Source organism: Hahella sp. KA22 (genome assembly GCF_004135205.1).
Taxonomy (GTDB): Bacteria; Pseudomonadota; Gammaproteobacteria; order Pseudomonadales; family Oleiphilaceae; genus Hahella.
Genome location: NZ_CP035490.1, coordinates 4,578,612 through 4,600,921 on the forward strand (window position 1 = coordinate 4,578,612; position 22,310 = coordinate 4,600,921).

Annotated in this window: 17 protein-coding genes and 1 pseudogene; 7 read left to right on the forward strand and 11 right to left on the reverse strand. The window is 54.3% G+C overall.

Features of this window, described 5'->3' with window-relative positions:
* Nucleotides 1-76: 76 nt before the first annotated feature.
* The 4 genes from EUZ85_RS20230 to EUZ85_RS20245 all read right to left on the reverse strand — a co-directional run bounded on the left by EUZ85_RS20230 (nucleotide 77) and on the right by EUZ85_RS20245 (nucleotide 4,900).
* Entirely contained in the window at nucleotides 77-922 is an 846-nt protein-coding gene (locus EUZ85_RS20230) for a hypothetical protein (protein WP_127971336.1), read from the reverse strand.
* 246 nt (nucleotides 923-1,168) lie between these two features.
* Nucleotides 1,169-2,953, reverse strand: coding sequence for a carbamoyltransferase C-terminal domain-containing protein (locus EUZ85_RS20235; RefSeq protein WP_127971338.1), 1,785 nt, complete (start codon nucleotides 2,951-2,953; stop codon nucleotides 1,169-1,171).
* Between the two features lie 21 nt (nucleotides 2,954-2,974).
* Entirely contained in the window at nucleotides 2,975-3,889 is a 915-nt protein-coding gene (locus EUZ85_RS20240) for a cupin-like domain-containing protein (protein ID WP_164887300.1), read from the reverse strand.
* 111 nt (nucleotides 3,890-4,000) lie between these two features.
* Nucleotides 4,001-4,900, reverse strand: a complete 900-nt coding sequence (locus EUZ85_RS20245) for a cupin-like domain-containing protein (RefSeq protein WP_127971342.1) — start codon at nucleotides 4,898-4,900, stop codon at nucleotides 4,001-4,003.
* A gap of 476 nt (nucleotides 4,901-5,376) precedes the next feature.
* Between EUZ85_RS20245 and EUZ85_RS20250 the strand changes: the two genes are divergently transcribed.
* Together EUZ85_RS20250 and EUZ85_RS20255 are read left to right on the forward strand one after the other, a co-directional pair.
* A complete protein-coding gene (locus EUZ85_RS20250) occupies nucleotides 5,377-7,053 on the forward strand; it encodes a cyclic peptide export ABC transporter (RefSeq protein WP_127971344.1) in 1,677 nt (558 codons plus the stop codon).
* 110 nt (nucleotides 7,054-7,163) lie between these two features.
* On the forward strand, nucleotides 7,164-8,264 hold the full coding sequence (locus tag EUZ85_RS20255; protein ID WP_164887301.1) for a prohibitin family protein: 1,101 nt from the start codon (nucleotides 7,164-7,166) through the stop codon (nucleotides 8,262-8,264).
* Between the two features lie 8 nt (nucleotides 8,265-8,272).
* Here EUZ85_RS20255 and EUZ85_RS20260 read toward each other — a convergent pair whose 3' ends face one another.
* Entirely contained in the window at nucleotides 8,273-9,523 is a 1,251-nt protein-coding gene (locus EUZ85_RS20260; protein WP_164887302.1) for a spermidine/putrescine ABC transporter substrate-binding protein, read from the reverse strand.
* Nucleotides 9,524-9,866: 343 nt separating this feature from the next.
* Between EUZ85_RS20260 and EUZ85_RS20265 the strand changes: the two genes are divergently transcribed.
* On the forward strand, nucleotides 9,867-10,271 hold the full coding sequence (locus tag EUZ85_RS20265) for a hypothetical protein (RefSeq protein ID WP_127971349.1): 405 nt from the start codon (nucleotides 9,867-9,869) through the stop codon (nucleotides 10,269-10,271).
* Between the two features lie 85 nt (nucleotides 10,272-10,356).
* Here the strand turns inward: EUZ85_RS20265 and EUZ85_RS20270 are convergent, their stop codons facing one another.
* The gene (locus EUZ85_RS20270) at nucleotides 10,357-11,223 is read right to left on the reverse strand and encodes an ABC transporter substrate-binding protein (RefSeq protein ID WP_241566816.1); all 867 of its coding nucleotides are present in this window, start codon (nucleotides 11,221-11,223) and stop codon (nucleotides 10,357-10,359) included.
* A 221-nt stretch (nucleotides 11,224-11,444) separates the two neighbouring features.
* On the opposite strand from EUZ85_RS20270, the gene zigA reads away from it, so the two are divergent.
* Nucleotides 11,445-12,662, forward strand: a complete 1,218-nt coding sequence (gene zigA / locus EUZ85_RS20275; RefSeq protein WP_127971353.1) for a zinc metallochaperone GTPase ZigA — start codon at nucleotides 11,445-11,447, stop codon at nucleotides 12,660-12,662.
* Nucleotides 12,663-12,775: 113 nt separating this feature from the next.
* Here the strand turns inward: zigA and EUZ85_RS20280 are convergent, their stop codons facing one another.
* Both EUZ85_RS20280 and EUZ85_RS20285 read right to left on the reverse strand, forming a co-directional pair.
* Complete coding sequence (locus EUZ85_RS20280; RefSeq protein WP_127971355.1) at nucleotides 12,776-13,960, reverse strand: amino acid aminotransferase; 1,185 nt, start codon at nucleotides 13,958-13,960, stop codon at nucleotides 12,776-12,778.
* Nucleotides 13,961-14,032: 72 nt separating this feature from the next.
* Nucleotides 14,033-14,992 carry a DMT family transporter gene (locus EUZ85_RS20285; protein ID WP_127971357.1) on the reverse strand — a complete coding sequence of 320 codons (960 nt, stop codon included), beginning with the start codon at nucleotides 14,990-14,992 and terminating at the stop codon, nucleotides 14,033-14,035.
* 137 nt (nucleotides 14,993-15,129) lie between these two features.
* On the opposite strand from EUZ85_RS20285, the gene EUZ85_RS20290 reads away from it, so the two are divergent.
* Nucleotides 15,130-15,597, forward strand: coding sequence for an Lrp/AsnC family transcriptional regulator (locus EUZ85_RS20290; RefSeq protein WP_127971359.1), 468 nt, complete (start codon nucleotides 15,130-15,132; stop codon nucleotides 15,595-15,597).
* Nucleotides 15,598-15,914: 317 nt separating this feature from the next.
* On the forward strand, nucleotides 15,915-17,627 hold the full coding sequence (locus tag EUZ85_RS20295; RefSeq protein WP_127971361.1) for a discoidin domain-containing protein: 1,713 nt from the start codon (nucleotides 15,915-15,917) through the stop codon (nucleotides 17,625-17,627).
* Between the two features lie 54 nt (nucleotides 17,628-17,681).
* Here EUZ85_RS20295 and thrS read toward each other — a convergent pair.
* Nucleotides 17,682-18,932, reverse strand: a pseudogene (gene thrS, locus EUZ85_RS20300) (threonine--tRNA ligase); the annotation flags it as partial.
* A 301-nt stretch (nucleotides 18,933-19,233) separates the two neighbouring features.
* On the opposite strand from thrS, the gene EUZ85_RS20305 reads away from it, so the two are divergent.
* Entirely contained in the window at nucleotides 19,234-20,754 is a 1,521-nt protein-coding gene (locus EUZ85_RS20305) for an aminotransferase class I/II-fold pyridoxal phosphate-dependent enzyme (protein WP_127971365.1), read from the forward strand.
* A gap of 3 nt (nucleotides 20,755-20,757) precedes the next feature.
* Here the strand turns inward: EUZ85_RS20305 and EUZ85_RS20310 are convergent, their stop codons facing one another.
* Together EUZ85_RS20310 and EUZ85_RS20315 are read right to left on the reverse strand one after the other, a co-directional pair.
* A complete protein-coding gene (locus EUZ85_RS20310; RefSeq protein WP_127971367.1) occupies nucleotides 20,758-21,753 on the reverse strand; it encodes a S41 family peptidase in 996 nt (331 codons plus the stop codon).
* Entirely contained in the window at nucleotides 21,750-22,301 is a 552-nt protein-coding gene (locus EUZ85_RS20315) for a hypothetical protein (protein ID WP_127971369.1), read from the reverse strand. Before EUZ85_RS20315 ends, EUZ85_RS20310 begins: the two co-directional genes overlap by 4 nt.
* Between the last annotated feature and the right edge of the window lie 9 nt (nucleotides 22,302-22,310).

Here is a 22,310-nt window from a genome sequence, read left to right on the forward strand (position 1 = left end):
ACAATCACACCACTCAGCATTTCATGGGGCACCGCAACCTAAAGAACACCACCGTTTACCTGATTGAGGTTGCGCTCTATTGAGTTTGACTGAGCGCCTGAATTGCCTGTGATGGTGTTAGTGCCTGAACTGTATGCGACTTATATTGGTTCAGTATGTTCTTATCCGTGGTCATGAAAAAATCACAGTGTGCTTCTTCAGCAGTCCATAGGTGCAAAGCATCCAGATAGGTATTTGGCCTGTTCTTCTCGTTTATTTCTCTGACATTCAACGCCTGAAGAATAGCGGTATAACGCTTGTCTGGCACCATTTTTAGAAGGGAGTAAAGCAGCACGGGAGCATTTGTCTTGTATCCTGAGACCTCTTTAACGATGGCTATTGTATTTTTGAAGTCCATGTGATGCAGGAAGCTATTGATTGGAATTCTTAGTAAAGCTTCCCGCATGAATTCTTCCAGTTTTTCACTGCTTGTTTCTGAATCAATGTCAAAAGCGGAAATGGTTCTAACTTGATCCGGATAAATTTTTAGTGGATATAGATTGTCATCATCTTTGGCAAAATCGGTCTTACCCACTTTCAGTAACGGCGAGTGAACTATCTCACAAGGTGCACCGTGAAAGCGGCCTATGGCAATGTCAACGAGGGGCTGACAACATAGCTCCAAGTTGACTTCATGTGAATAGCACAAGGTCAACTGTCCGTCTTTTGCTAAGTCTGAAATGGCTTTGATTGCCTCGAGCTCTGATTGAATATCTTGTCTCTCAGAACTGGGAATCACGTCATTATTCACCATCATGAAAGTTGCAGACCTTTTCTCACCGGTTGGCTGAATGATATAGCCTTCGCTTTTTTTGGCATGAGTCGATACTTTTACGCTAGAGGCATATCGAAACACCATTGTGTCAACAAATACTCTGTTCACTGTGCAACTTTATCCCGTTGAGTCAATGAAACACCTCAAAGACCACTATTTTTAACTTTCTGGCAAAAATATTATATGAAGAATCCTCTCTTCAATCGGCATATATACCAGTTGATAACAATAACTTTAAGGGTAAATCTCATGCGTATGTTAGATGGTCGCGGCACAGCCGCATATTGTGAAGAAGTAAAAATCCACCTTCTTAGAAGGTGGATTTTTACTGTGGATCACAAACGGTTTATTGAATCAAATCCCCACGTTTTCCGGGTACAGGCTGCCCAGGCCTTTTTCCCACTCTTTCTTCTCGTCGACCTTGCGCGGCGCTTGAGCGACGGCGGCTTTTTCGATCAGGCAGCCGTCGATGACTAATGCATCCAGGGCGCATTCCATGAAAAAGTCGAGGGCTTCTTTGGGGGTTTCTACGATGGGCATGCCTTTCTTGTTGAACGAGGTGTTGAGCAGGACATAAACGCCGGTGAGTTCGCCAAACTTGTTTAGCAGTCGATAGTAGTTGGGCGACACGGACTCGGTCACCGTCTGCACTCTGGCGGAGCCGTCCGCATGGACGACGGCGGGGATTTCTTTTTTCCACTCTTCCCGGGTCGGCGCCACCAGAATCATGTAGGGACTGGGATAGTCGCAGTCGAAATAGACGCCGGCTTTTTCCAGCGGTACGGAGGGCGCGAACGGCCGGAAGTCTTCGCGGAATTTAACGTTGCGATTGATATGCTCGCGTACGTCGGGATTACGCGGGTCCGCCAGAATGCTGCGATGTCCCAGAGCGCGCGGGCCGAATTCGGAGCCTTTTTCAAACCAGGCGACCACTTTACCCTCCGCCAGCAATTCCGCGGTGCGGTTAATCGCTTCGTCCTCCGGCAGACGTCGGTAACTGATTTTTCCAGCGTAGGTCTGCATGGCGGGATACAGCTCTTCCGCTTCGTAGGACTTGCCGAAATAAGGCGAAGCGTCGTGTTTGATCCGTTCCTGCCCCAACACTTCCAGCCAGCCGTAATAGGCGCAGCCAATGGCCAGGCCGTTATCCGCCGCGGCGGGTTGAAAATAGAAATCCTCGAAGCCGGTTTGCTTCAAGAGCTTGGCGTTGGCCACCGCATTTAGCGCCACGCCGCCAGCGTAACCCAGGTTTTTGTGGGGCTGATGTTCAAAACGGTGATTCACCAGATACAGCAGTGCGCGTTCGATCTCCCGTTGCATCCAATAGGCGATATCCGCGTAATAATCGAAATTCTCCGCCAGATCTTCATAGCGCACCCGCGGCCGATTGAAATGCTTCATCCAGTCGTAGTTGACGAAAACGCGCCCGTCGCGACATTCGAACGCCTGAAAATCATAGACGCCTGGGCGCCCGTAAGGCGCCAGTCCCATCAGTTTGCCCGGGTCTTCCATGCCCTGAAATACATACTGACTCACCCCGGAATACAACCCGCCGATGGAGTGTTTGGTGGTCGGCGGGCACATGGAGTAGCCCTTGAGAAAATAGCCGAAAGGAGAGAAATCTTTGTAAACCGGGCGCAGCTTCCCTTTCTCATAAAGGTAATAACTGTCCTTTTCGAAAAACAAATGATTAAAGTCAGCGCCGGGTTGAGCCTCCGGCACGTGGGCGCCGTCGAGATCCAGGCAGTCGTCCCAGCTGCTGCCGCAACCGTCGATCACCAGTACCGCCATGTCGTCAAAGGGACTGGTTCCCACCACACTGTAGGCATGCGCCAGGTGATGCGAAATAGTGACCGTTTTGACATGGTCCGGGATGATCCGCGGTTGCCCATGAAAGATCTTGTTGCCGCGATCGAAATTGCTGAAGTTAGCGTTCTGCACCACTGCCGACACGTCATCGAAGCTGATGCCCTCGGCGTCCAGACAATACTGCATCGCCTCACTGTCGCAAAAACCGTCATGCTTGATGCGGGTGATCCGCTCTTTCTCGATGGCCACGCACACCTCGCCATCTTTTAACAGGCACGCCGAACCGTCATGGGAAAGTCCGGTTCCCAGCACATAAATTGGTTTAGACATAAGCATTCCTTTATTCGGTTTTTATTCGGTTTTTGTCAGTCGTTTGGGTGCGAACAGCAAGTCATACAACAACTTGCCGGTAGGAGGCGTACTGAATAATCGCTGGTTGTAGGCGCGGCCTAACACGCCGTGCCAGAGGAAGTCACGCAGGATGCGAAACCATAAATGCCGTCCGGCCAGATTCACGCCGCGCGCCTGCTCGGCGATGGTGAGCGGCGCGCCATACCAACAGGACAGTGAGATCGACGGCCCAGTGGACGAAAAGTGATGCCACCAGCCGCGAGGGAAAAACAAAATGTCGCCGGGTTGCAGACGGGCAGTCAGGGTTTTCGCTTTGGCGAAACGTGGGTAATGCATCAGATCGGGACGTTCCGGGTCCACCCGACTCTTGGAGATGCAGTCGCCAAAGGGGTATAAATTGCGCGCCTCCTGCGGAGCCAGCAGGATCGCTTTTTTCTCTCCGTAAACCTGCACGAACAGGTTGTCCATGTTGTCGTAATGCAGTCCCGAACGGGTCTTGGAGCCGATCCATAGACTGGTGAAGTTCACCCCCGGCGAAATAAACTGCTGATAACAATAATCCTCCTCAAGACCGCTAAAAGAATGCACATCGGTCTGGTCGACATAGCAGGCGTCGCCCGATTCCAGAATGTCGATAAACTCGCTCAGATACATCTCTCTGCGATGATGTTTTTCGGTGCTGAAATAGGGAGCGCCATAAGCGGGCAGCTGCAGGGACGGGCGCACTCTTTGCGAGGCGAAACGGCGTCGGAAATAATCCGGCGTCCATTTCTCCAACGCCGGCCACGCCAGCGCCCCTCCACTCAGGATCACCGGCTGCGATGATTCCTGACATAACGCGGCGAACCTTTCGCTGTCCTCTGCATCCAGACGTTCTACCTCGGACTGTAAGCCGTAACTCTTTTCCTTGTTCATGACAGGCATCTCCTTGGGAAGAGATTTTATTGGGAGCGTGGGGGGGGAATGCGACGGAGTATCGAGGGAGCCTCAGGCGATCATCCTGATAGCCACGTCGCGTTCTAATCCCTAAACCACATCAGCCGGTCTGCGCAAACCGTCGATAACGCCATTAACGGTCATCAGACCCAGTTGGGACAGGTACAGCGCCAATCCCAGTTTATTGCTGGTCAGACGGGAGAACGGCTTGACCCGCCAGAAGCGATTGACCGAGCAGGTATAGAAATCCTTGCCGATGCTGGACAGTTCATGCCACCAGTATACGGGGATGAACAGCACCTCGCCTTTGCGCAGCACCAGCTCGATTTTGTGTTTCATAGCTTCCCGCAGTTTCGGGTAGGCGTCGTAATCCGGCTTCGCCACGTAGACTTTGCTGAACCAGGGCGCAGCGGGACTGCCATAGAGGGAAAAGGGATACAGGTTTTCACTTTGCTCCGGCGGAAACAGCACCACCTTCTTGGCGCCGTGCAGCATCAACACTGTGCCCTCACCGCAATCCCAATGCAGCGGTTCGGTGTGGCCGCTGGGTCCCAGCCAAAGGAACATGTCCGTGGCCTTCTGCATATCGCAACGTTCGGAAATATTGCCCAGCGCCCCACGCAACACGTTGGCCAACGACGTATCGCCGATGGCGACCTGCCCCATGTAATGATTATTCTTGCGCGCGTAATCGCTGGTCAGTTGCAATGCATAATCAGCGAGTTTCATCTCCTGATAATCGCAGTACTTGCTCCATTCCGATTTGGGCTTGTTGAAGTGTCCAGGGCCGTAGCAACGCACGGGAAATTTACGATCGCCGACTTCGCGACACATAAATTCAAGGGACCAGTTTTTGGCGTCGTTCAGGGCGCCGGTGATGATCAGGGGGCGGCTTTTGCGCCGGTATTCCGAGTGAAACAGTTGGGGGGTGATTTGAGAGATATCCAGACGATCAACGGGACACGCCTCGACGTCAGCAAGTTTTTCCATGTCGCTTATCAACTTTTATCTTGTTGTTATATGAGGTTACCTCCGCACGTTTTTGGCGCCCATACGTGCGGCTGCGACAGCCCTTGTTGAACTCCCTGACGGGCTGCGTCCTGCTCTGGATGGGCGCCCTGAAGAAGATAATTTCTCCTTGTAAATCAGTCCTTCAAATATATTTTGGACCAGACGGGACGCCCCCTGCGCGAGCAAGGTGGAAATAAGTATAGTTAAGCGAGAAAAAATCGGTAGCGGAATCTCAGAAAATATTTTTCCGCGCGCGCAAGGCAGGAAATATTAGAAATATCGGCGCAAAGCTCCTAGAATGATTTCGCACACTATGGAAGGGTGAACGATAAACAGGAAAAATGCTGTATTTACAGGGCTTTGTCCGCTCTCTATCTATTCTTCCCTCCGCACCCGCCTGACAGAAATACAAAAAGAATCCCTTATCACCCGGACATGGGCGGTCGCTGCGTTATATGGAATTTCTGAACTTTATTAAACGGGAACACGCGGACTTCAATTATTATGCGCTGGCGATGGTAGTGGTCAGCGGTATGCTCAACGGCGTCATCGCCGTTATCGTCATTCACGCGGCGCAACACGCCGCCCCACACGAACTGAACTTCCGCTATCTGTTGATGTTCGCCGTCGCCCTGGCCGCCTTCTGGCTCAGCAAGCGCTACACCCTCAATTACAACACCACCCAGGTGGAGCATGTACTTGAGCGAATCCGCACCCGCATCGCCGATAAAATCCGTAAAACGGATCTGCGCGCGTTTGAGAAAGTGGGCCGTGGCCGTATGTATTCGGTGTTGAACACGGAAACCCTGACGCTGTCGCAATATACGCCTTTCATCATCAACGCTATCGGCTCTTTTGTGATGGTGATATTCGCGTTGCTGTTCATCGCTTACGTGTCCACCACCGCCCTGCTCCTCACCGTGCTGACCACCTCGCTCTGCCTGTTTTATTTCTTCGCCCGCCAGCGCGTATTGAATCGCAAACTGCATATGGCGTCGGAAAAGCAGAACGAGTATTTCGACGCCCTCGGCGAACTGCTGGATGGCTTCAAGGAATTGAAGATCAACCCATCGAAAAGCAACTGTTTTTACCAGGAACGTTTGCTGCCGCTGTCCAACAGCATGGAGACGTTGAAGATAGAGACCAGCCTGGCCTACAACAATCTCAACGTATTCACCCAGAGTTTCACCTTTATTCTGATGGCCTCCATCATCTTCCTGATTCCGATGATAAGCCCCGCCTCCACGGAGAGTATTCCGAAACTGGCCGCCATCATGTTGTTCGTTATCGGTCCTTTGAGTGAAATCGTCGGCGTGGCGCCGCTGATCGCCAAAAGCAACGTGGCTATCGTCAATATTCAACGCCTGGAGACAGAGCTGGACAGCTTGCGCAGCATCGAATCCGACCAGCTGCAGCACTTCTCCAATGAAGATGCGATCACGCAAAGCCAGGAGGCGCCGTTTCAGGAAATCCGCTGCGATCACATCCAGTTCAGCTACAACGAGAACGGCCAGCCAGGTCCGGGACAGGCCAAAGGTTTTACCGTCGGCCCTATCGATCTCACGATCAAGCGCGGCGAAATCATCTTCATGATTGGCGGCAACGGCAGCGGCAAATCCACCTTTCTTAAGCTGCTGACAGCCCTGTACCAGCCTGATTCCGGCAGCATTCTGATGGATGGAAGCCCCCTGCACGCCAACAACATGCTGCAATACCGCAGCCTGTATTCCGTCATCTTTTCCGACTTCCATTTGTTCAAGCATCTGTATGGCGTGGACGTCAAAGACCGCAGCAAAGTGAAGCGCCTGCTGGAGCTGATGAAACTGTCGGAGCGTTGCCAGATCAAGGATAACGAGATCAGCGACATCAAGCTGTCCACCGGACAGAAAAAGCGCATGGCGCTGATTGTATCTCTGCTGGAAGACAAACAGATTTACGTTTTCGATGAATGGGCGGCGGATCAGGACCCGGATTTCCGTCGCTATTTCTATGAAACCATTCTTCCGGAAATGAAGGCGCAGGGTAAAACCATTATCGCGGCCACCCACGACGATCATTATTTCGAGATCGCCGACCGGGTGATCAAACTCGACGCAGGCAAAATAATCACAAATCCTAGTCTGCATATTTAACTCTCCAGCGTCAGGAGAAAGCGGACGTTTGGTTCAAGAAGGGACTTTTGGGTATGAATGCGACGGCATCCATGAGAAGTAAAGGAAATAAACGCTGGAGAGAGAGATTTATGGCGCGCTGGCGGCCATTCTGGCGACGCGCCAAAGTCCCTCTCATTGTGTTGTTTTTTATCATCCTGTTTCTTGTCGCCTATTTGTTTCACCGCATCTTCATCAATATCTATCCCGGTGAGGCTGGCGTGCTGTGGAAGCGCTTCGACGATGGCGTGGAGCAGCGGGTTTATGGCGGCGGCCTGCATATCATCAACCCGTTCAACATCATGTATAAATACGAAGTGCGGGTGCAGCAGCGGGAAACCATCTTCACCGTGCTCAGCAAGAACGGACTGCTGATCCGGGTGCGCGCGTCGGTGCGTTTCTCTCCTAATCGCAAGACGCTGTATCTGTTGCATGAGTACGTGGGGCCGGAGTATATCGACCGGGTGGTGATACCGGAAACCCAGGCGATTATCCGCCGGGTGCTGGGTGAATATGAGCCCGACGATATATACGCCACTCAGGGCAACATCATTCAGAACATCGTGCTGATGGCGCTGACCGAACTGCAGCAACGGCATATCGTGCTGGACGATCTGCTGATCAAGGAAATTCATCTGCCGGACACTGTCGCTTCCGCCATAGAAACCAAACTGGAAGAAGAACAAAAAGCGCTGGCGTACACCTATATTCTGGAACGTGAGCAGCTGGAGATTCAGCGCAAGCAATATGAGTCGCAAGGGATCCAGCAGTTCCAGAAAAACGTCAACGAAGGCCTGACGCCGGAATATCTGCGCTATCAGGGCATTCGCGCCACCCTGGAGCTGGCCAAATCCAACAACGCGAAACTGGTGGTGATTGGCGGCAGCGGCACAGATGGCCTGCCGTTGATTCTGAATACCGCCGGCGACGCGACCACTGCTGCGGCGCCCAGTTCTCCCGTGGGCATTTCGGACCTGTCGTCCGTATTCGCGTCCAGCCTGAAGTCCACCAACATCGCCCAGACGGACGACACCCTGACCTCCTCTGCAACGCCGACGGCGCAGCCGAGAACAAACGATCCGTCCGCGCCTTCCAACACCATCATACCTTCAACGCCAACCGCCAAACCCAGCACCAAGAATCTGGGGGAAGGCATCGAGCAACGTCAGGATGTGGGAGTGACCGTCGATTGACGGTCGCCTCAGAATTTCCAGAGCTGGTGCTGGCTGCGTTCGGTTTTGTAGTAATTCTGTTTGCGTAGATGCTCGAAGTAAAAGCGCATGACGTCCCGCCATACGGTGTCGTAGATTTTCTCGTCATCCCCTAAGTACTGGCGAATAAACACAGGGCCGCTGGTGGTGGGCAGGAAATAGGCCGGGCCATTGACGATCTCCGTCTTCACATAGGGCTCCGCCTGTTGATTGACGGTGGCGAAGTAAGAGTAATTAGTGACGTCCGCCGACATGAAGGGATCAAGCAGGCAGTTGATGTATTCCAGCGCCAGTTCCTGCCTGGTGGAGGTTTTGGGAATCGCCAGCGCATCGAAATACACCAAAGCGCCCTCGTCCGGTAGAGAGAAACGTACGATCTTCGCCGCCAGGCTGTTAATGCCGCTTACGTCCGGATCTTCGTTGAGCGCTTCCGCAATTTCACCGCTCCAGGCCATGGTCAGCAACAAGTCCTGACTGGCCAGCATGTCGCCCATGCCGGAGTTCATCATGCGTATGTCGTATTTGGCGATGGCCGTTTTCAGATATTCTCCCGCCTGCTGCACTTCGTCCTGATCCCTGGAGTTGGGCGACTTGCCCATGGCGAGCAGCGCAATACCAAGACTAATGCGGGCGTCTGGCGAAATCGCTATCAGTCCTTTCAGGGAAGTGTTCGACTGTGGCTCGAACAACATCTTCCAGTTAAAAACGATATTGCCGATTTCCCAGTAGTTATAACCAATGCCCAGGCTGCCATAGATATAGGGCACCGAATAGTCGAACAGGCTTCTGGCGAAATCCTGACGCCGCAGGTTCATCGCGATATTGCGGTAGTTGGGGATCTTGTCGTAATTGATTTTCTCGATCAGCCCCTTCTCCGCCAGACTCAACACCATGTAGTCGGTGGGCATGATGATATCGAAGGGAATTTCCGGATCGTTGGGATTCTTGTCGTCGTTGCCGTGAAGATTCAGATGCTTCTTGAACTCCGCATCGGAGTCAAAGGTGGTGACCTCTATGTTGATATTCAGCTCCTGCTGAATTTTCTTGTGCACGGTGTCGGGAATATAGCCCTTCCACAGCAGCACCTTCAGAGTTTCCCTGTATTTCATCTTGGTGCCGCCCAGGGCGAACGTATCTTTGGCGTCGACGCTGCGTTCAATTTCCTGCCAATATACGCCGACCAGCAAGGCCATAACGGCGGTAAAGACGACTAAGAAAAAAAGCGTTCCATGTTTTTTCATATTTCCTGTCCGGGATATCCTTTTTTTGTCCGCCATAATGGCGCGGATGACGAGAAAATTATAGCGGATTTTAATCTCCCCCTACCTCCTGTTCTGGAACAATTAATCCCGCGAACAACTGGCTTCCTTTAGATGTCTGAAACGACAGCGCCGACGCATTTCAAAATGCCGGAAATATACAATATTTCGTCACAATAACTGTGTTAAAAATACATCCGCACGCTCCCCCCTGGGTTTCACCGGGAATGGAGCGCAGCAAAGCGCAGAAGGCGTCAGAATACGCCTCTGCGCGGTCGTTTTAAGCCAATCAACAGGACTAGGCGAACATAATAAAGGAGAAAAAATGACTTATTTCAAACAAGGCATGATGCTGACGAGCGCGCTGTTGTTGAGCGCCGCGATACAGGCTCAGGAATTCGCCACAATAGAGGGAATTCAGGTGGTCGACGAGCAATATAACGCCACTGTGATGGCGGGAGAGGAAACCAAGTGCGCGGGCTTATGGACTTTGTCCTGTATCTGGCCCGAGGACTGTCGTTATGTGAAAAGCTCCACAGGGTTTGTCGACAACGGCGGCTGCGACGTGCACTGGAACCTGAACGAGCCCAACCCCGATCGGGGCTGCGGCTACACGAAGACGACGGATGGTTCATTGCATGCAAAATGGTATGACTTTGACGCCAAAGGATGTCCCGGTCGGGCTTTCGTGTTCGAAACGGGTCAGGAGTTTGAAGTGCTGACCCCTTGATCTGAATAACTTCAGACATTACCTCAGGTTTTATACCTGAAATGACAGACTCCGCGCATCTGCGCGGAGTCGCCGCAAGGTCGCCTCAGTTCTGTTCCGCCTTCTCTAACTGATCCAGATAAAAATCGTGCAGGACTTTATCCGAGCCAGGACGGGTATATGGCTCCAGACCATAGCGACCGAGAATATATTTATATTCATCCGACTTTACGAAGGTCTGAATAGCGGTGTTCAGCACCTCACGGTCCTGCGGCGTCGTAGACTTCTTGCTCAACAGGAAGTGCACGAAGTCCTGGTTCAGCAGGTGTTCATGGATGGCGACCTTCTCCGCGATGCCCAGCGTACGCGCCATGACGCTCAAACTGACCCGGTCGCCGGCGATTGCGTCAAGGCGGTTCAACACCAATAAATCCAGCAACCGTTCATTGTCTTTCATCAGAATCAAACGGTTGTTCTTCGCCAGCGAGGCGTGATCCAGCAGCTCGTACTCCGCCCCATAATAAGCGCCGATGACCGCGCCGAAGATCAGTTGATAATTATTCAACAGATCATTCAGGCTTGAGGCGGGGTAATAGTTCTGCTGTTCCTTGCGGATGAAGATCACCATGGTTTCATCCCGATAACTGACGGTGAAGCGCCCGTACACTTCCCTTTCCGGCGTAATGGAAGCGCCCGCCACCATGTCCACTCGCCCCTTCTCCAGCTCCAGCAGCGCCCGCTTGGAGGGAATTCGCACGAACGTATACTCGCAGCCGGCGAGATCCAATATGGCTTTGACCAGTTCATAGTCCAAACCGGCAAGTTCTCCGTTTTCCTTCACGTACATATAAGGCTTCCAATTCGCCTGATTGATGACCAGGGATTTGGAGCAGGCGGAATAAGCAGGCGCAGCCAAAAACAACAGGCTAAACATGAGCGCCACGGTGAGCTTGGAAACTTTCACAGGGGACATTGTTGAAGCTCCGAGGTAGCCAAGGAGAGAAGATAGGCTGAATTGCAGAAGAGGCGTTCCTCTCATAACGCCGGTTCTGTTGTTAATTATAAAGCACTCGAGCAAATTTTGACCGACATTCTTGTTTCCCTTTTGTGAGTTTTAACTTTGTTGACAAAATAGTCTTTTTGTTATGCTATAACATTTACAAAACACACTATTCATATCCGTGGAGTCATACCATGTATAAATTGCCCGTGACCGTGCTGTCGGGGTTTCTCGGCGCAGGAAAAACCACCCTGCTCAACCATATTCTGCAAAACCGGGACGGCCTTAAGGTCGCGGTCATCGTTAATGACATGAGTGAAGTCAACATTGACGCCAGCCAGATCAATCGCGAAGTGAATCTGAATCGGGCGGAAGAAAAACTGGTGGAAATGAGCAATGGCTGTATCTGCTGCACCTTGCGAGAAGATTTATTGCAGGAGGTTTCCCGCCTTGCACGGGAGAATCGCTTCGATTATCTGGTCATAGAATCGACGGGCGTATCCGAACCGCTGCCGGTGGCCGAAACTTTTACGTTTCGGGACGAGCATGGCGTGAGTCTGGCGGATATCGCGCAACTGGATACCTTGGTCACGGTAGTGGATGGCGTCAACTTCATGCGCGATTATGAAAACGCCGCTACGCTGCAGGAAGTCGGCGAGTCGCTGGACGCCGGGGACGAGCGCAACGTCGCCGAGCTGCTCGTGGAGCAAATTGAGTTCAGCGACGTGTTGGTAGTTAGCAAGCTTGATCTGATCAGTCAGGCGGAACGGGAAGAGTTATTTTCCGTGCTGCGCAAGCTCAACCCGGATGCGGATATCGTGGCGGCCTTGATGGGACAGGCGCCGCTGTCTAAAGTTTTAAACACTGGCAGATTCAATTTTGAGAAAGCCGCCCGAGCGCCGGGTTGGTTGCAGGAACTGCGCGGCGAGCACACGCCAGAGACGGAGGAGTACGGCATCGGCAGCATCAGTTACCGGGCGCGTCGCCCTTTTCATCCCCAGCGCTTTCATCAGTTTCTGGAGCGGGACTGGAATAATGGACGCCTGCTACGGTCCAAAGGATATTTCTGGCTCGCCAGCCGCCCTTATGAAGCCGGGGGCTGGTCTCAAGCCGGCGGTGTGATGCGCTACAGTTACGCAGGCCTGTTTTGGGCCGGCGCGCCACAAGAATACTGGCCCCAGGATGAAGAATCCCTGCGCCTGATTCGCGGTAACTGGCTGGAGCCTTACGGCGATCGCCGTCAGGAGCTGGTGTTTATCGGACAGGGAATCGACTGGGAGCGGCTGCGCAGCGAACTCAACGCCTGCCTGTTGACCGACGCGGAATTGGCCCAAGGCGAAAAAGTCTGGGTGACCTACCCTGACCCGCTGCCGGCATGGCGTTCGTTTCAAGATGAAAGGGAATCGGCGTAGTTGCAGGATCAGCCTGTTGGCGTCCGCAACTGCGCCTGACCGGCAGGATGCCTTAAAGCCCCGCGCGCCCATCCGCGCGGGGCTTTTTTATAAGGCGAGATTAACGCTCGTTATCAAGCGCCAACGGCGATAAAGGCTTTCACCACCGCGTCGATGTCGCTTTCTCTCAATCCCGCCACATTCAGGCGGCCGCCGCCGACCAGATACACGCCGTGCTCCTGGCGCAGCATAGCGATTTTCTCATCGCTCAGGCTGGTGACGGAGAACATGCCTTTGTGGCGTTTGAAATAGTCAAAGCGATCACTGCCAGTCGCAGTCTGGAACGCCGCCGCCAATTGTTCACGCAGACGTTTGATGCGCGCGTTCATATCCTGCAGTTCGGTCAACCAGGTTTCCTTCAACTGCGGATTGTTCAAAATCATGGCCACAATCGCCGCGCCGTGATCTGGCGGCATGGTGTAAGTGGAGCGCGCCATTTCCAGGATGCGTCCCCGCGCCTTCATGGTTTCTTCCATGGTTTTGCCGATAACGATGGCCGCGCCAGTGCGCTCGCGATAGAGGCCAAAGTTCTTCGAGCAGGAGGTGGCGATAATCATCTCTTCTACGCTGTCCGCCAATATGCGTAAACCCGCCGCGTCTTCCATCAGACCATCGCCGAAGCCCTGATAGGCGATATCGACAAACGGCAGAAACCCTTTCGAATTGGCCAGTTCTGCAATGCGTTTCCAAGTGTCTAAAGAAATATCCGCGCCGGTGGGGTTGTGGCAGCAGCCGTGCAGCAACAGCACATCGCTTTCGCCCAATTGCTCAACCTGAGCCAGCATGGCGGCTTCGTCCACCGCTTTGGTTTCGGCGATAAAGTATGGGTACTCCTTCACGGTCAGACCCGCCGCTTCCATCACCGGACGGTGATTCACGTAACTGGGCGAGCTGATCCAGACGGTGGCGTCTGGACGCGCTTGTTTCAGCAGATCCGCCAGCATACGCAACGCGCCGCTGGCGCCAGGCGTCTGCACGCCCGCAGCGCGACTGTGCAATTTGGTTCCCTGCAACAATAGATCAACCATCGCCTTGTTGAAGATTTCGTCTCCGGCCAGACCGACATAGCTCTTGGATTGTTGCGTGTTCGCCAGCACCAGTTGCGCCTCGCGCACGGCGGCCATGATCGGCGTTTGCCCCTCACTGTTGCGGTATACGCCGATGCCCAGATCGATCTTATTGGGTCGGGGGTCTTCCTTGAATGCAACGCTGATGGACAGGATCGGGTCCTGCTTGGGGGCGCTTAAACGCTCGAACATGGTTTTTACTCCATCTGATAGAGTGATTGACGTTGGAAATCCGGTGATTTTCGGCGCCGCCGCTTAACCTGCTCAGGCTTTCTCCCGGTTCAGCAGGCCGCTGGCGCAAATGACGCCTGAGGTTACCAAGCCCAGTCCCAACAGGGAAGCAAATTCGACGCTTTCCTGTAACATAACCGCCGCCAGCAAAGTGGCGCAAACTGGCGTCATGGAGCCAATGGCGGAGGTAATTTCAGCGCCCAGTCGCGAGATCGCAAAACTGTACAGAAAGCCCGCTCCCAGCCCTACTCCAATGCCTTGCACCAGCATCTGCGCCGTTAACTCCATCACAGGCATGCTGCTCCAGGCTAATTCGGGCTGGCTCCATAGCGCCCAGATCAATAGCAGCGCCGCATTCGGCGTCGTCACTACCGCTGCCGCCTCCAAGGGCTTCAAGCCGCTTTGACGAACGGAAATCGTAAACACCGCCCACATGGCGCTACAGAACAAGAAGAGCACATGGCCCCGCCACAGGTCGCCGGAAGGATGAGATAATGAGGAATAGAGAAAACAGGAAGCGCCCACCGCCACCGCCAGCAACCCGTATCGACGCCATACCGACAGCGGCTCCTTGAAAATCAACACCGCCATACCGGTCACGAACAATGGCGCAGCGCCCGGAATCAACGTGCTGCCGTCCGCCACAGGAGCCCAGCCCATAGCGGCGGCGCTCAACAGAAAGAACGGCAGCCCCGCCCCCACCATGACGCCCAGAAGATACAGTTTGGGCGCCGCCAGAATGCGATGCCGGCGTTTGATTAACAAAGGCGTCAGGATAAGACCGGGAATACAGAAGCGAAACAAGGCGAGATCGAAAATGCCCAGGGGCGACAGCGCGCCAAACTTGAGGGACAGAAAATAGCTGGACCAGATCAACACAGTGAGGCAAGCGGCCCCATAACCCAGCAATTTTTGCTTCGAATCGGACAGGATGGGAGTGACTCGGGTCAGGGACGCCTCAGAGTGAGCGTTAATGGACGCACTGGCGGACATAGGGATGCCTCGTTAGTTGTTTTTCCCATTATCATGGAAATTAAGAGGCGAAAACTGGCAACTTTCACGAACAGATAGCGAACATTTAGCTGATTAAACTAATATATGTTCATTTAGTAGTGATTAGAGCCATTTCCATGCAGAGAGCAAATCTTGACCGGATAGACCGACAGTTATTAGACCTGCTGCAACAGGACGCCCGCCTGACCACCGCACAACTGGCGGATAAAGTCGGTCTGTCCGCCTCGCCCTGCGCCAGACGCGTCAGACATCTGGAGGAAAGCGGACTGATTCAAACCTACCGGGCGCAATTGGACAGAACCAAGCTGGGACTGGGGGTCACTATCTTTGTGCATGTCCGTTTAAGCCGCCACACGGAATCCGTGGTCGCCGACTTTGAAGAAAAAGTGCGCAATATGGACGAGGTCGTGAATTGCCACACCGTATCAGGTCCGTTCGACTACCTGCTGCAAGTGGTCAGCGCGGGTCTGCCGGGGTATGAGCGCTGGGTGCGCCGGCTGCAAAGTCTTCCCGCCGTCAATAACATCGACAGCAGCTTCGCCATCCGTTCAGTGAAAGAGCATGGCCCCCTCCCTATCTACTAAATACAGACCAACACCTTGGCGATCTGACTTGCATTTGGGAACACTTTGGGAGATGACAACAGCTCTCCCAACCCCACCTAATCACATTAAAAAACATGCATAAGCCACTGTTTTAAAATACATCAGATAAGAATTTTCGGCTTATTCCAAACGAAATATCACCTACTCCATAGGCCATCCAGGGTATTGGAGCAGCCGTCATCTTTTTACACTCTTGTTGTTTCTCGGCAGTGCGCCATGATTTTCATTAATGGCGGAATTCATCCGTACTGCCGCCCAAACCGCCCGGATATAAGAACAGCAGGAAGGAACTACCTATGAATACTTCAACTATTCCCCCTATCCCGACGCCGCCCTGCGCCGTCGTTCGTAAACCGTGGCGCTCATCCGTTTCCGCTCTGGCGACTTCGTTCGCCCTGATCGCTCTGGCCAGCGCCACAGCCCAGGCGGCGGTCACCGTTTCCGCCGATGGTCCGGGCAACACTTATGAACTCTTCGCCGAAAAGCTCGGCGCTGATCCTGAAACGCCGGACTGTCGCCATACCGGCAGACATATTGCGGAAGAATGGAATGCTGAGCTGAACACGCATGTATTCGCCTTTCTTGCCCATGTGGACGAAGACGACGACCGTTGCATCAACAGCGACCGTCAGCGTACAGAGGTAAAAACAGCGTCTTCTTCACCTGACAAATTAAAAGGAACCCTCGGCGAAACACACACTTACAGGTGGAAGTTCAAGCTGGACTCAGGCTTCCAGCCGTCCAAAAGCTTCACCCACGTACACCAGATCAAAGGGGATGGCGGCGGCATGCCGTTAATAACCTTGACGCCCCGCGCCGGCAGTCCCAATAAAATGGAGCTCATTCATAACTCAGACAGCGTCAATCTCGGTAAGGTCAAAATCGTCGACCTGGAGCCCTTTATGGGCGAATGGGTGGAGGTCATCGAAACCTCACGCTTCGACGACCACGGAACCTACAGCCTCCGTATCAAGCGTCTGCGCGACGGCCAGGAATTGATGTCCTGGAGTTCCAATGACATAGATATGTGGCTCAATGACAAGCCTTTCGTCCGTCCCAAGTGGGGCATTTACCGCAGCCTCAACAACAAGGCCTCTCTGCGGGATGAAAAGGTGCTGTTTAATGATTTCTGCATCGCCGAGGGCGACGATCAGTGCCCAGGCGATGGACCCGGCGACGGCGAGCCCGACGTCACCGCCATAGAAGCGGAAACCGCCAAGCTGCACGGCCAGACCAAGGTCCTGTCGAAAACCTTTATGTCAGGCGGTAAAGGCCTGGGATATATCGGTAACGGCGACAACTGGGCGGAGTTCAAGGTCAACGCCAAAAGCGCCAACTACTATCCCATGACACTGCACTTCACCTCCGGCAAAACCCGGACCCTGTACTGGAGCGTTAATGGCGCAGGAGAGGATTCCGCCCCGTTGAACTCCGGCAGCTGGAGTCAGGTTAAGGCCCACGAAGACAGCCTCTTCCTCGACGTCGGAGACAATGTCATACGCTTCTACAACGCCAGCGCCTGGGCGCCGGACCTGGATAAAGTTGAATTCGGCGCGCCCGCCGGAGGCGAGCCTCCCAGCGACGGCGGTTCAACAACGGTGAGCAACCTCGCCCAGGGCAAACCGGTTTCCTGCACCGATGAGGAGGACGGCAACGGCTGTCGCCGCGCCGTAGACGGCGATGTAGAGACGCGCTGGTCGGCGAAATATTTTCCACAAGCGCTAACCGTAGATCTGGGCTCAAAGGCCCAAATCAGCGCGGTTGAATTAGTCGCCTATAAAGATCGCGCTTATCACTATGTGGTGGAAGTCAGCGACGCCGCCGCAGGCCCCTGGACGCAGATCGTGGATCGCAACGACAACGCCAGTCCGGGAACCATTGACGCGCCTAACCACGATGAGGTCGATGCCGCTGGACGCTACGTTCGCATCCGCGTCAACGACGCCAATGTCTATGACGGCGACTGGACCAGTTTGCTGGAGTTCCGCGTGTTGGGCGTCCCACAATAATCCAGACGCGAGACCTCTGGGTAATGAGACGGCGTGAGCCGTCTCATTCTTTCACTACTCTGCATACGCAGCCTCAATAGTTGGCTCACTTACAGAAACGTCCCCACAATTAGCGACAGACAAGGCTTCTCTCACCATCGCAACGAGATCATCCCGAGACGCCAACGCCTGTTCACTACCGCGACGTCGCACCACAACCGAGTCGCTCGCCATCTCCTGCGCGCCGACGATCAAGATGACGGGCGTTCTGCTCCGCCTCAACAGCTTCATTTTTTTCGCCAGGGAAACATCGTCCAGGTCCATTTCAACGTGTACGCCGTGACGCCTCAGCAATGCGCCAACGCTTTCGCAGTAGGCGACAGAGTCTTGTCCCACTGAAGCCAGCACCACTGGTTGAGGATGCACCCAGGCTGGCAGCGCCGCCTGATAAGACTCCAGCAGCACGCCAATCCAGCGCTCAATGGAGCCATACACCGCCTGGTGCAGAATCACCGGCCTACGCCGTTCTCCGGCGGCGTCGATATAATGCAGGTCAAAGCGCTCCGGCATGTTGAAGTCCAACTGGATAGTGCCCATCTGCCATTGACGCCCCTGTCCGTCCTTGAGCGCCAGTTCAATCTTGGGTCCATAAAATGCGCCCTCGCCTTCCTGCCGAATAAACTCTGCGCCAGCCGCTTCACAGGCTTGCGTCAGCATGAGTTCAGCGCGTTCCCAGTCTGCAGGCGCGCCAAAGTAGTCCCGCTGTGGACGAGTGGATATGAAGACCTGGGGGCGTCCGTATCCGTAATCCGCATACACGCGTTCAGCTCGGCGCAAAAACGCCTGAATCTCTTCGCTGACCTGATCCCAGCGACAGAAAACGTGAGCGTCGTCCTGAGTGAACTGACGCAGACGCATCAAGCCATTCAATGCGCCGGAGCGTTCATTGCGGTGCACCGAACCAAACTCGAACAAACGCAACGGCAGAGACTTGTAACTGCGCACGCCCCGTCTGTAGAGCAGAATATGCGCTGGACAGGACATGGGCTTCAGCGCATATTCCGGCTCATCGCCAAACCCTGCGCCGACAAACATGTCATCCGCGTATTTTTCCCAATGCCCTGACGTCTCCCACAGCTCCCGCTTCAAGAGCTGCGGAGTGGCCACTTCCTGGAAGCCTTCGGCTTCATAGGCGGCGCGAATATGGTTCTTTACAGTCCGGAACATCCGCCAGCCGCGCGGATGCCAGAACGCCATACCGGGTCCCTGGGGTTCTGAATGGAATAGATCGAGTTCTTCTGCGATATCGCGATGATTTTTCATGGTTCGCCTCCTACGGCTTCGTTTTCAGTACAAATTCAGGACCCGAAACGAAAACAAGAAGGCGAAAAAAAACCCTCCGGCTTTCGCTCGGAGGGTCCTTATTCTTCAGACGCGCACTACCCTCCAAGCCAGTTGGTGGTGGTGCGGGTGGTCGAAAAAAGATTGATGAGTTTCATGTGGGCAAACATAGCATTGAAATCAATGCAGCGGCAATCCTGATGAGGAATAATTTTTAACGCACGATGGACGCCCTGCGGCGAAAAACTAAACTTTACTATGCAGTCGTTAGAAATGGAGGTCCGATATGTCACGCACATTCGAGCGTCAAGACGCCCCTTTCACTTCCGATCGTTCTACTCCCGATAATTCCGATATTCCCGCTCCCCCCTTATATACGCCGTTTATGCGCCGTCACATTCGCGCTGCGGCGGATCACTTGCGCAATGATTCCGAACAATTGCGGCAATGTTCTCCCGAACAGCAGCTGTACCACCAATATATCGACGCCGACGAGCCTCATGGCCCGCCGCTGTACGCAGTAAAAGGCGAGCATTGGAACGGGGTCTGCCCGGGCTTTCTGGACTTTATCAACCAGTTCGCCTTTCGACCTGAAGACATGGGGTACGCGGAGTGTGGTTACGGTATTCAGCGTCATCGCGACTTCCTGCATCGCCTGATTCTCGCCGAGCATGACCTGCATTCGCTGCAGCAAGGCTTCGCCGGCCGTATTGACGTCGGTTGTCTGGCGATGACGACGCGCATGGCCATGTACGATCTGGCGAAAGTCGCATATCGGCAATTCAAGACCCGTTGGCCCGAGGCCGCTCCGGTGGCATTGGTCCCTACTCCCAGCTGGGACTATCGGGGGATTTTCAAAGATGTGGGCTTTGAAGTGGTCTACCTGCCCATCCGGCCACAACATGGCTGGCGGCCCAATTTGTCGGAATGGAAGGACATTATCGGCGATCTGCGCGGACTGCAAAGTCGGCGTATTGCGCTCGCCGTCAGCAATCCGCAGCATAATCCCACCGGCATGCAGTGGCCGACGAAAGTGACCGAGCACTTGCTACAGGTTTGCGCCGAGGAGTCCGCTTATTTGCTCCTGGATGACGCCTACTTTAACGTGCACGACCCCAGAACGCCGATCGTGAACCATCTGAAGGCGCTCTTGCAGGCCTTTGATCAAAACGGCGGAGACAATGCGCTGGTTCGCTCCGGCATGTTTGAGCGCTGGGTTTCCACGCGCCCCTTCGGCAAGCAGTTCAGTTGCAACACCATGGGCGTGGCGGCGATAACGACATCCCCTCTGCTGCTGCGTCAACTAGCCCGTGAATCCTGGATCAACCGCTACCACTGTAATACCCACAATGCGGAAGTCATGTGCGCCTGGCTGGCCACACAGGACGCCGCGGATTGGACGGTAGAAACCGGGCTGCAATACGCCCGGCAGAAAGAACATGTGAAGCAGTATCTGGTGACGCACTTGGGTTGGCCTCAAGACGAAGTCTGCATCGGCCCCTCCACGTCTTACATGATTTTCGCCGTACCCGAGGTCTATCAAAAAGAGCCCGCCGGCATTGATCGCTTCCGCGACGACCTGTTCTACGCGACCGGCACAATGCTGTGCGCATCGCTATTCAACCAACAGGCCCCGGCGCCCTATGTGCGGCTTCACCTGGGGAGTCATCCCGATATCATTGATGAGATTTTGAGGCGCTGGAGCACAGGTGGATTACACTATCGACAGAAAAGCCCCTTTGCGGGCCAGGAAGCGCTCAAAACGCCGCTGCCTCAGCAGCGTTTTCGAACGCAGGCTGAAAGCTGAGCGTTAATCTTCCCGCTGTGGCAGGCCTTTAAGCGCCGCAGCGGGAAGAAATCGCTGCGGCGCCGGAATAGCCTGATCCACCGGGATGCCGGCGCCGCGGCACTCAAAGTCCGGCGCGTAGGAATAATAGTGGGTGGTCAAATGTAAACGGCTGCCGTCGTTCAGCATGAACTCCTGCTGGGACCAGCATTTGCCATAGGAAGGCGCCCCCGCAATGGGAATGTCCATATGCGTCTTCAGCGCCCCCGCCATGACTTCACAGGCGCTGGCGGTGAGTTCGCTTTGCAGAATGACGCCTGGAGCCGCCGGGTGGTTTGCGGTTTTCTGGCTGTAATACTCATACTTTTCCCCGCTGGCGGCGATCAGCTCCGCGACTTTCTTGTCTTCGGGCAACCAATCAGAAAGTATGTCGATGGTTTCGTATAAGTCGCCGCCCTGACAGTAACGCAGGTCCAGTGTATATCCTTCCTTCAACCTGACACTGAGACGGTTCAAAGTGGCGCGGGTTGAGCGGGCGTCGATACGGAACAAGGTCAGCGTTTGTTGCTTCGCGTCGACGATCATATCCGGCGCATTGAAGGGTTCTAGTCGCACCTGGCGGGACCAGCTTTCTGACTGGTCAGGCCAGCGGCCTTCGACAAGAACGATTTCACTATCAGGACTGATTTTATTGGGATTTAGCCAAATGAAAGGACGATTGACTCCCGCCTGCTCCAAACCGCCGTCCGGCAGTGGGTATATCAAACGCTGACGACCCAGTGCGAATTCCACGCCGCCCAGTCCTCGTCGCGCACGCTCCGGGGGAATCACCAGACCGTAAGGGTCCAGTAAGGGCAGCAGTCGCGGCAAATCCTTGCGCTCCTGCAATAACAGCGCCTTGGCGGCATCGCTCGCATACCAGTTTTCATTGACGATAGTGTCGAGAGAAGCGGCCGCCGCAGAAGCGCAGGCGGCCGCCAATAACAGGCATGGAAGCGCAGAGCGTCTTCCTGGGATCATTGCAATTGAAGGTCCGCGCGTTCCTGCAGCAACTGATATTCATCCAGCAGACTGTCGCGCTGATTTTCCAGCGAGGCCATGTCGGCTGCCGACATGACTTCACTGCCGACTTCGGCGCGCCCGAGCTTAACCTTCAGGTTATTCATGGCGTACTCCAGTTCGGCGACTTTATCCTGCAGCTCCTGCTTGCTGGATTCCTGCGCGCTCACCTTTTGCTTGAGCGCAGACAGGTTGCTGGACGCCTTGTCCAATTGCTTTCTCAGCTTGTTCAACTCTGCGCGCTGAATCTTGAGCGCCGCCGTGCGTTCGGCTTTGGTCATTTCCAGCTCGCGGTTGCCGGCTTCGACTTCCGCGGTCTCTGCGTTAACCTCGTCCAGTTCACGTTCTTTGCCGACCTTACGCGCTTCATAATCGCCGCCATACACCCCATACAGGCCTTCAAAAAAGCCGCCTTTGCGGGGGTTGTTGTCCGTATTCGGCTGATGCGCGCATCCTCCCAGCAGGAAGGACGCGGCGATCAGGCCGGCAGACAGAGTTCGCAGAGTCATACGCGCTTC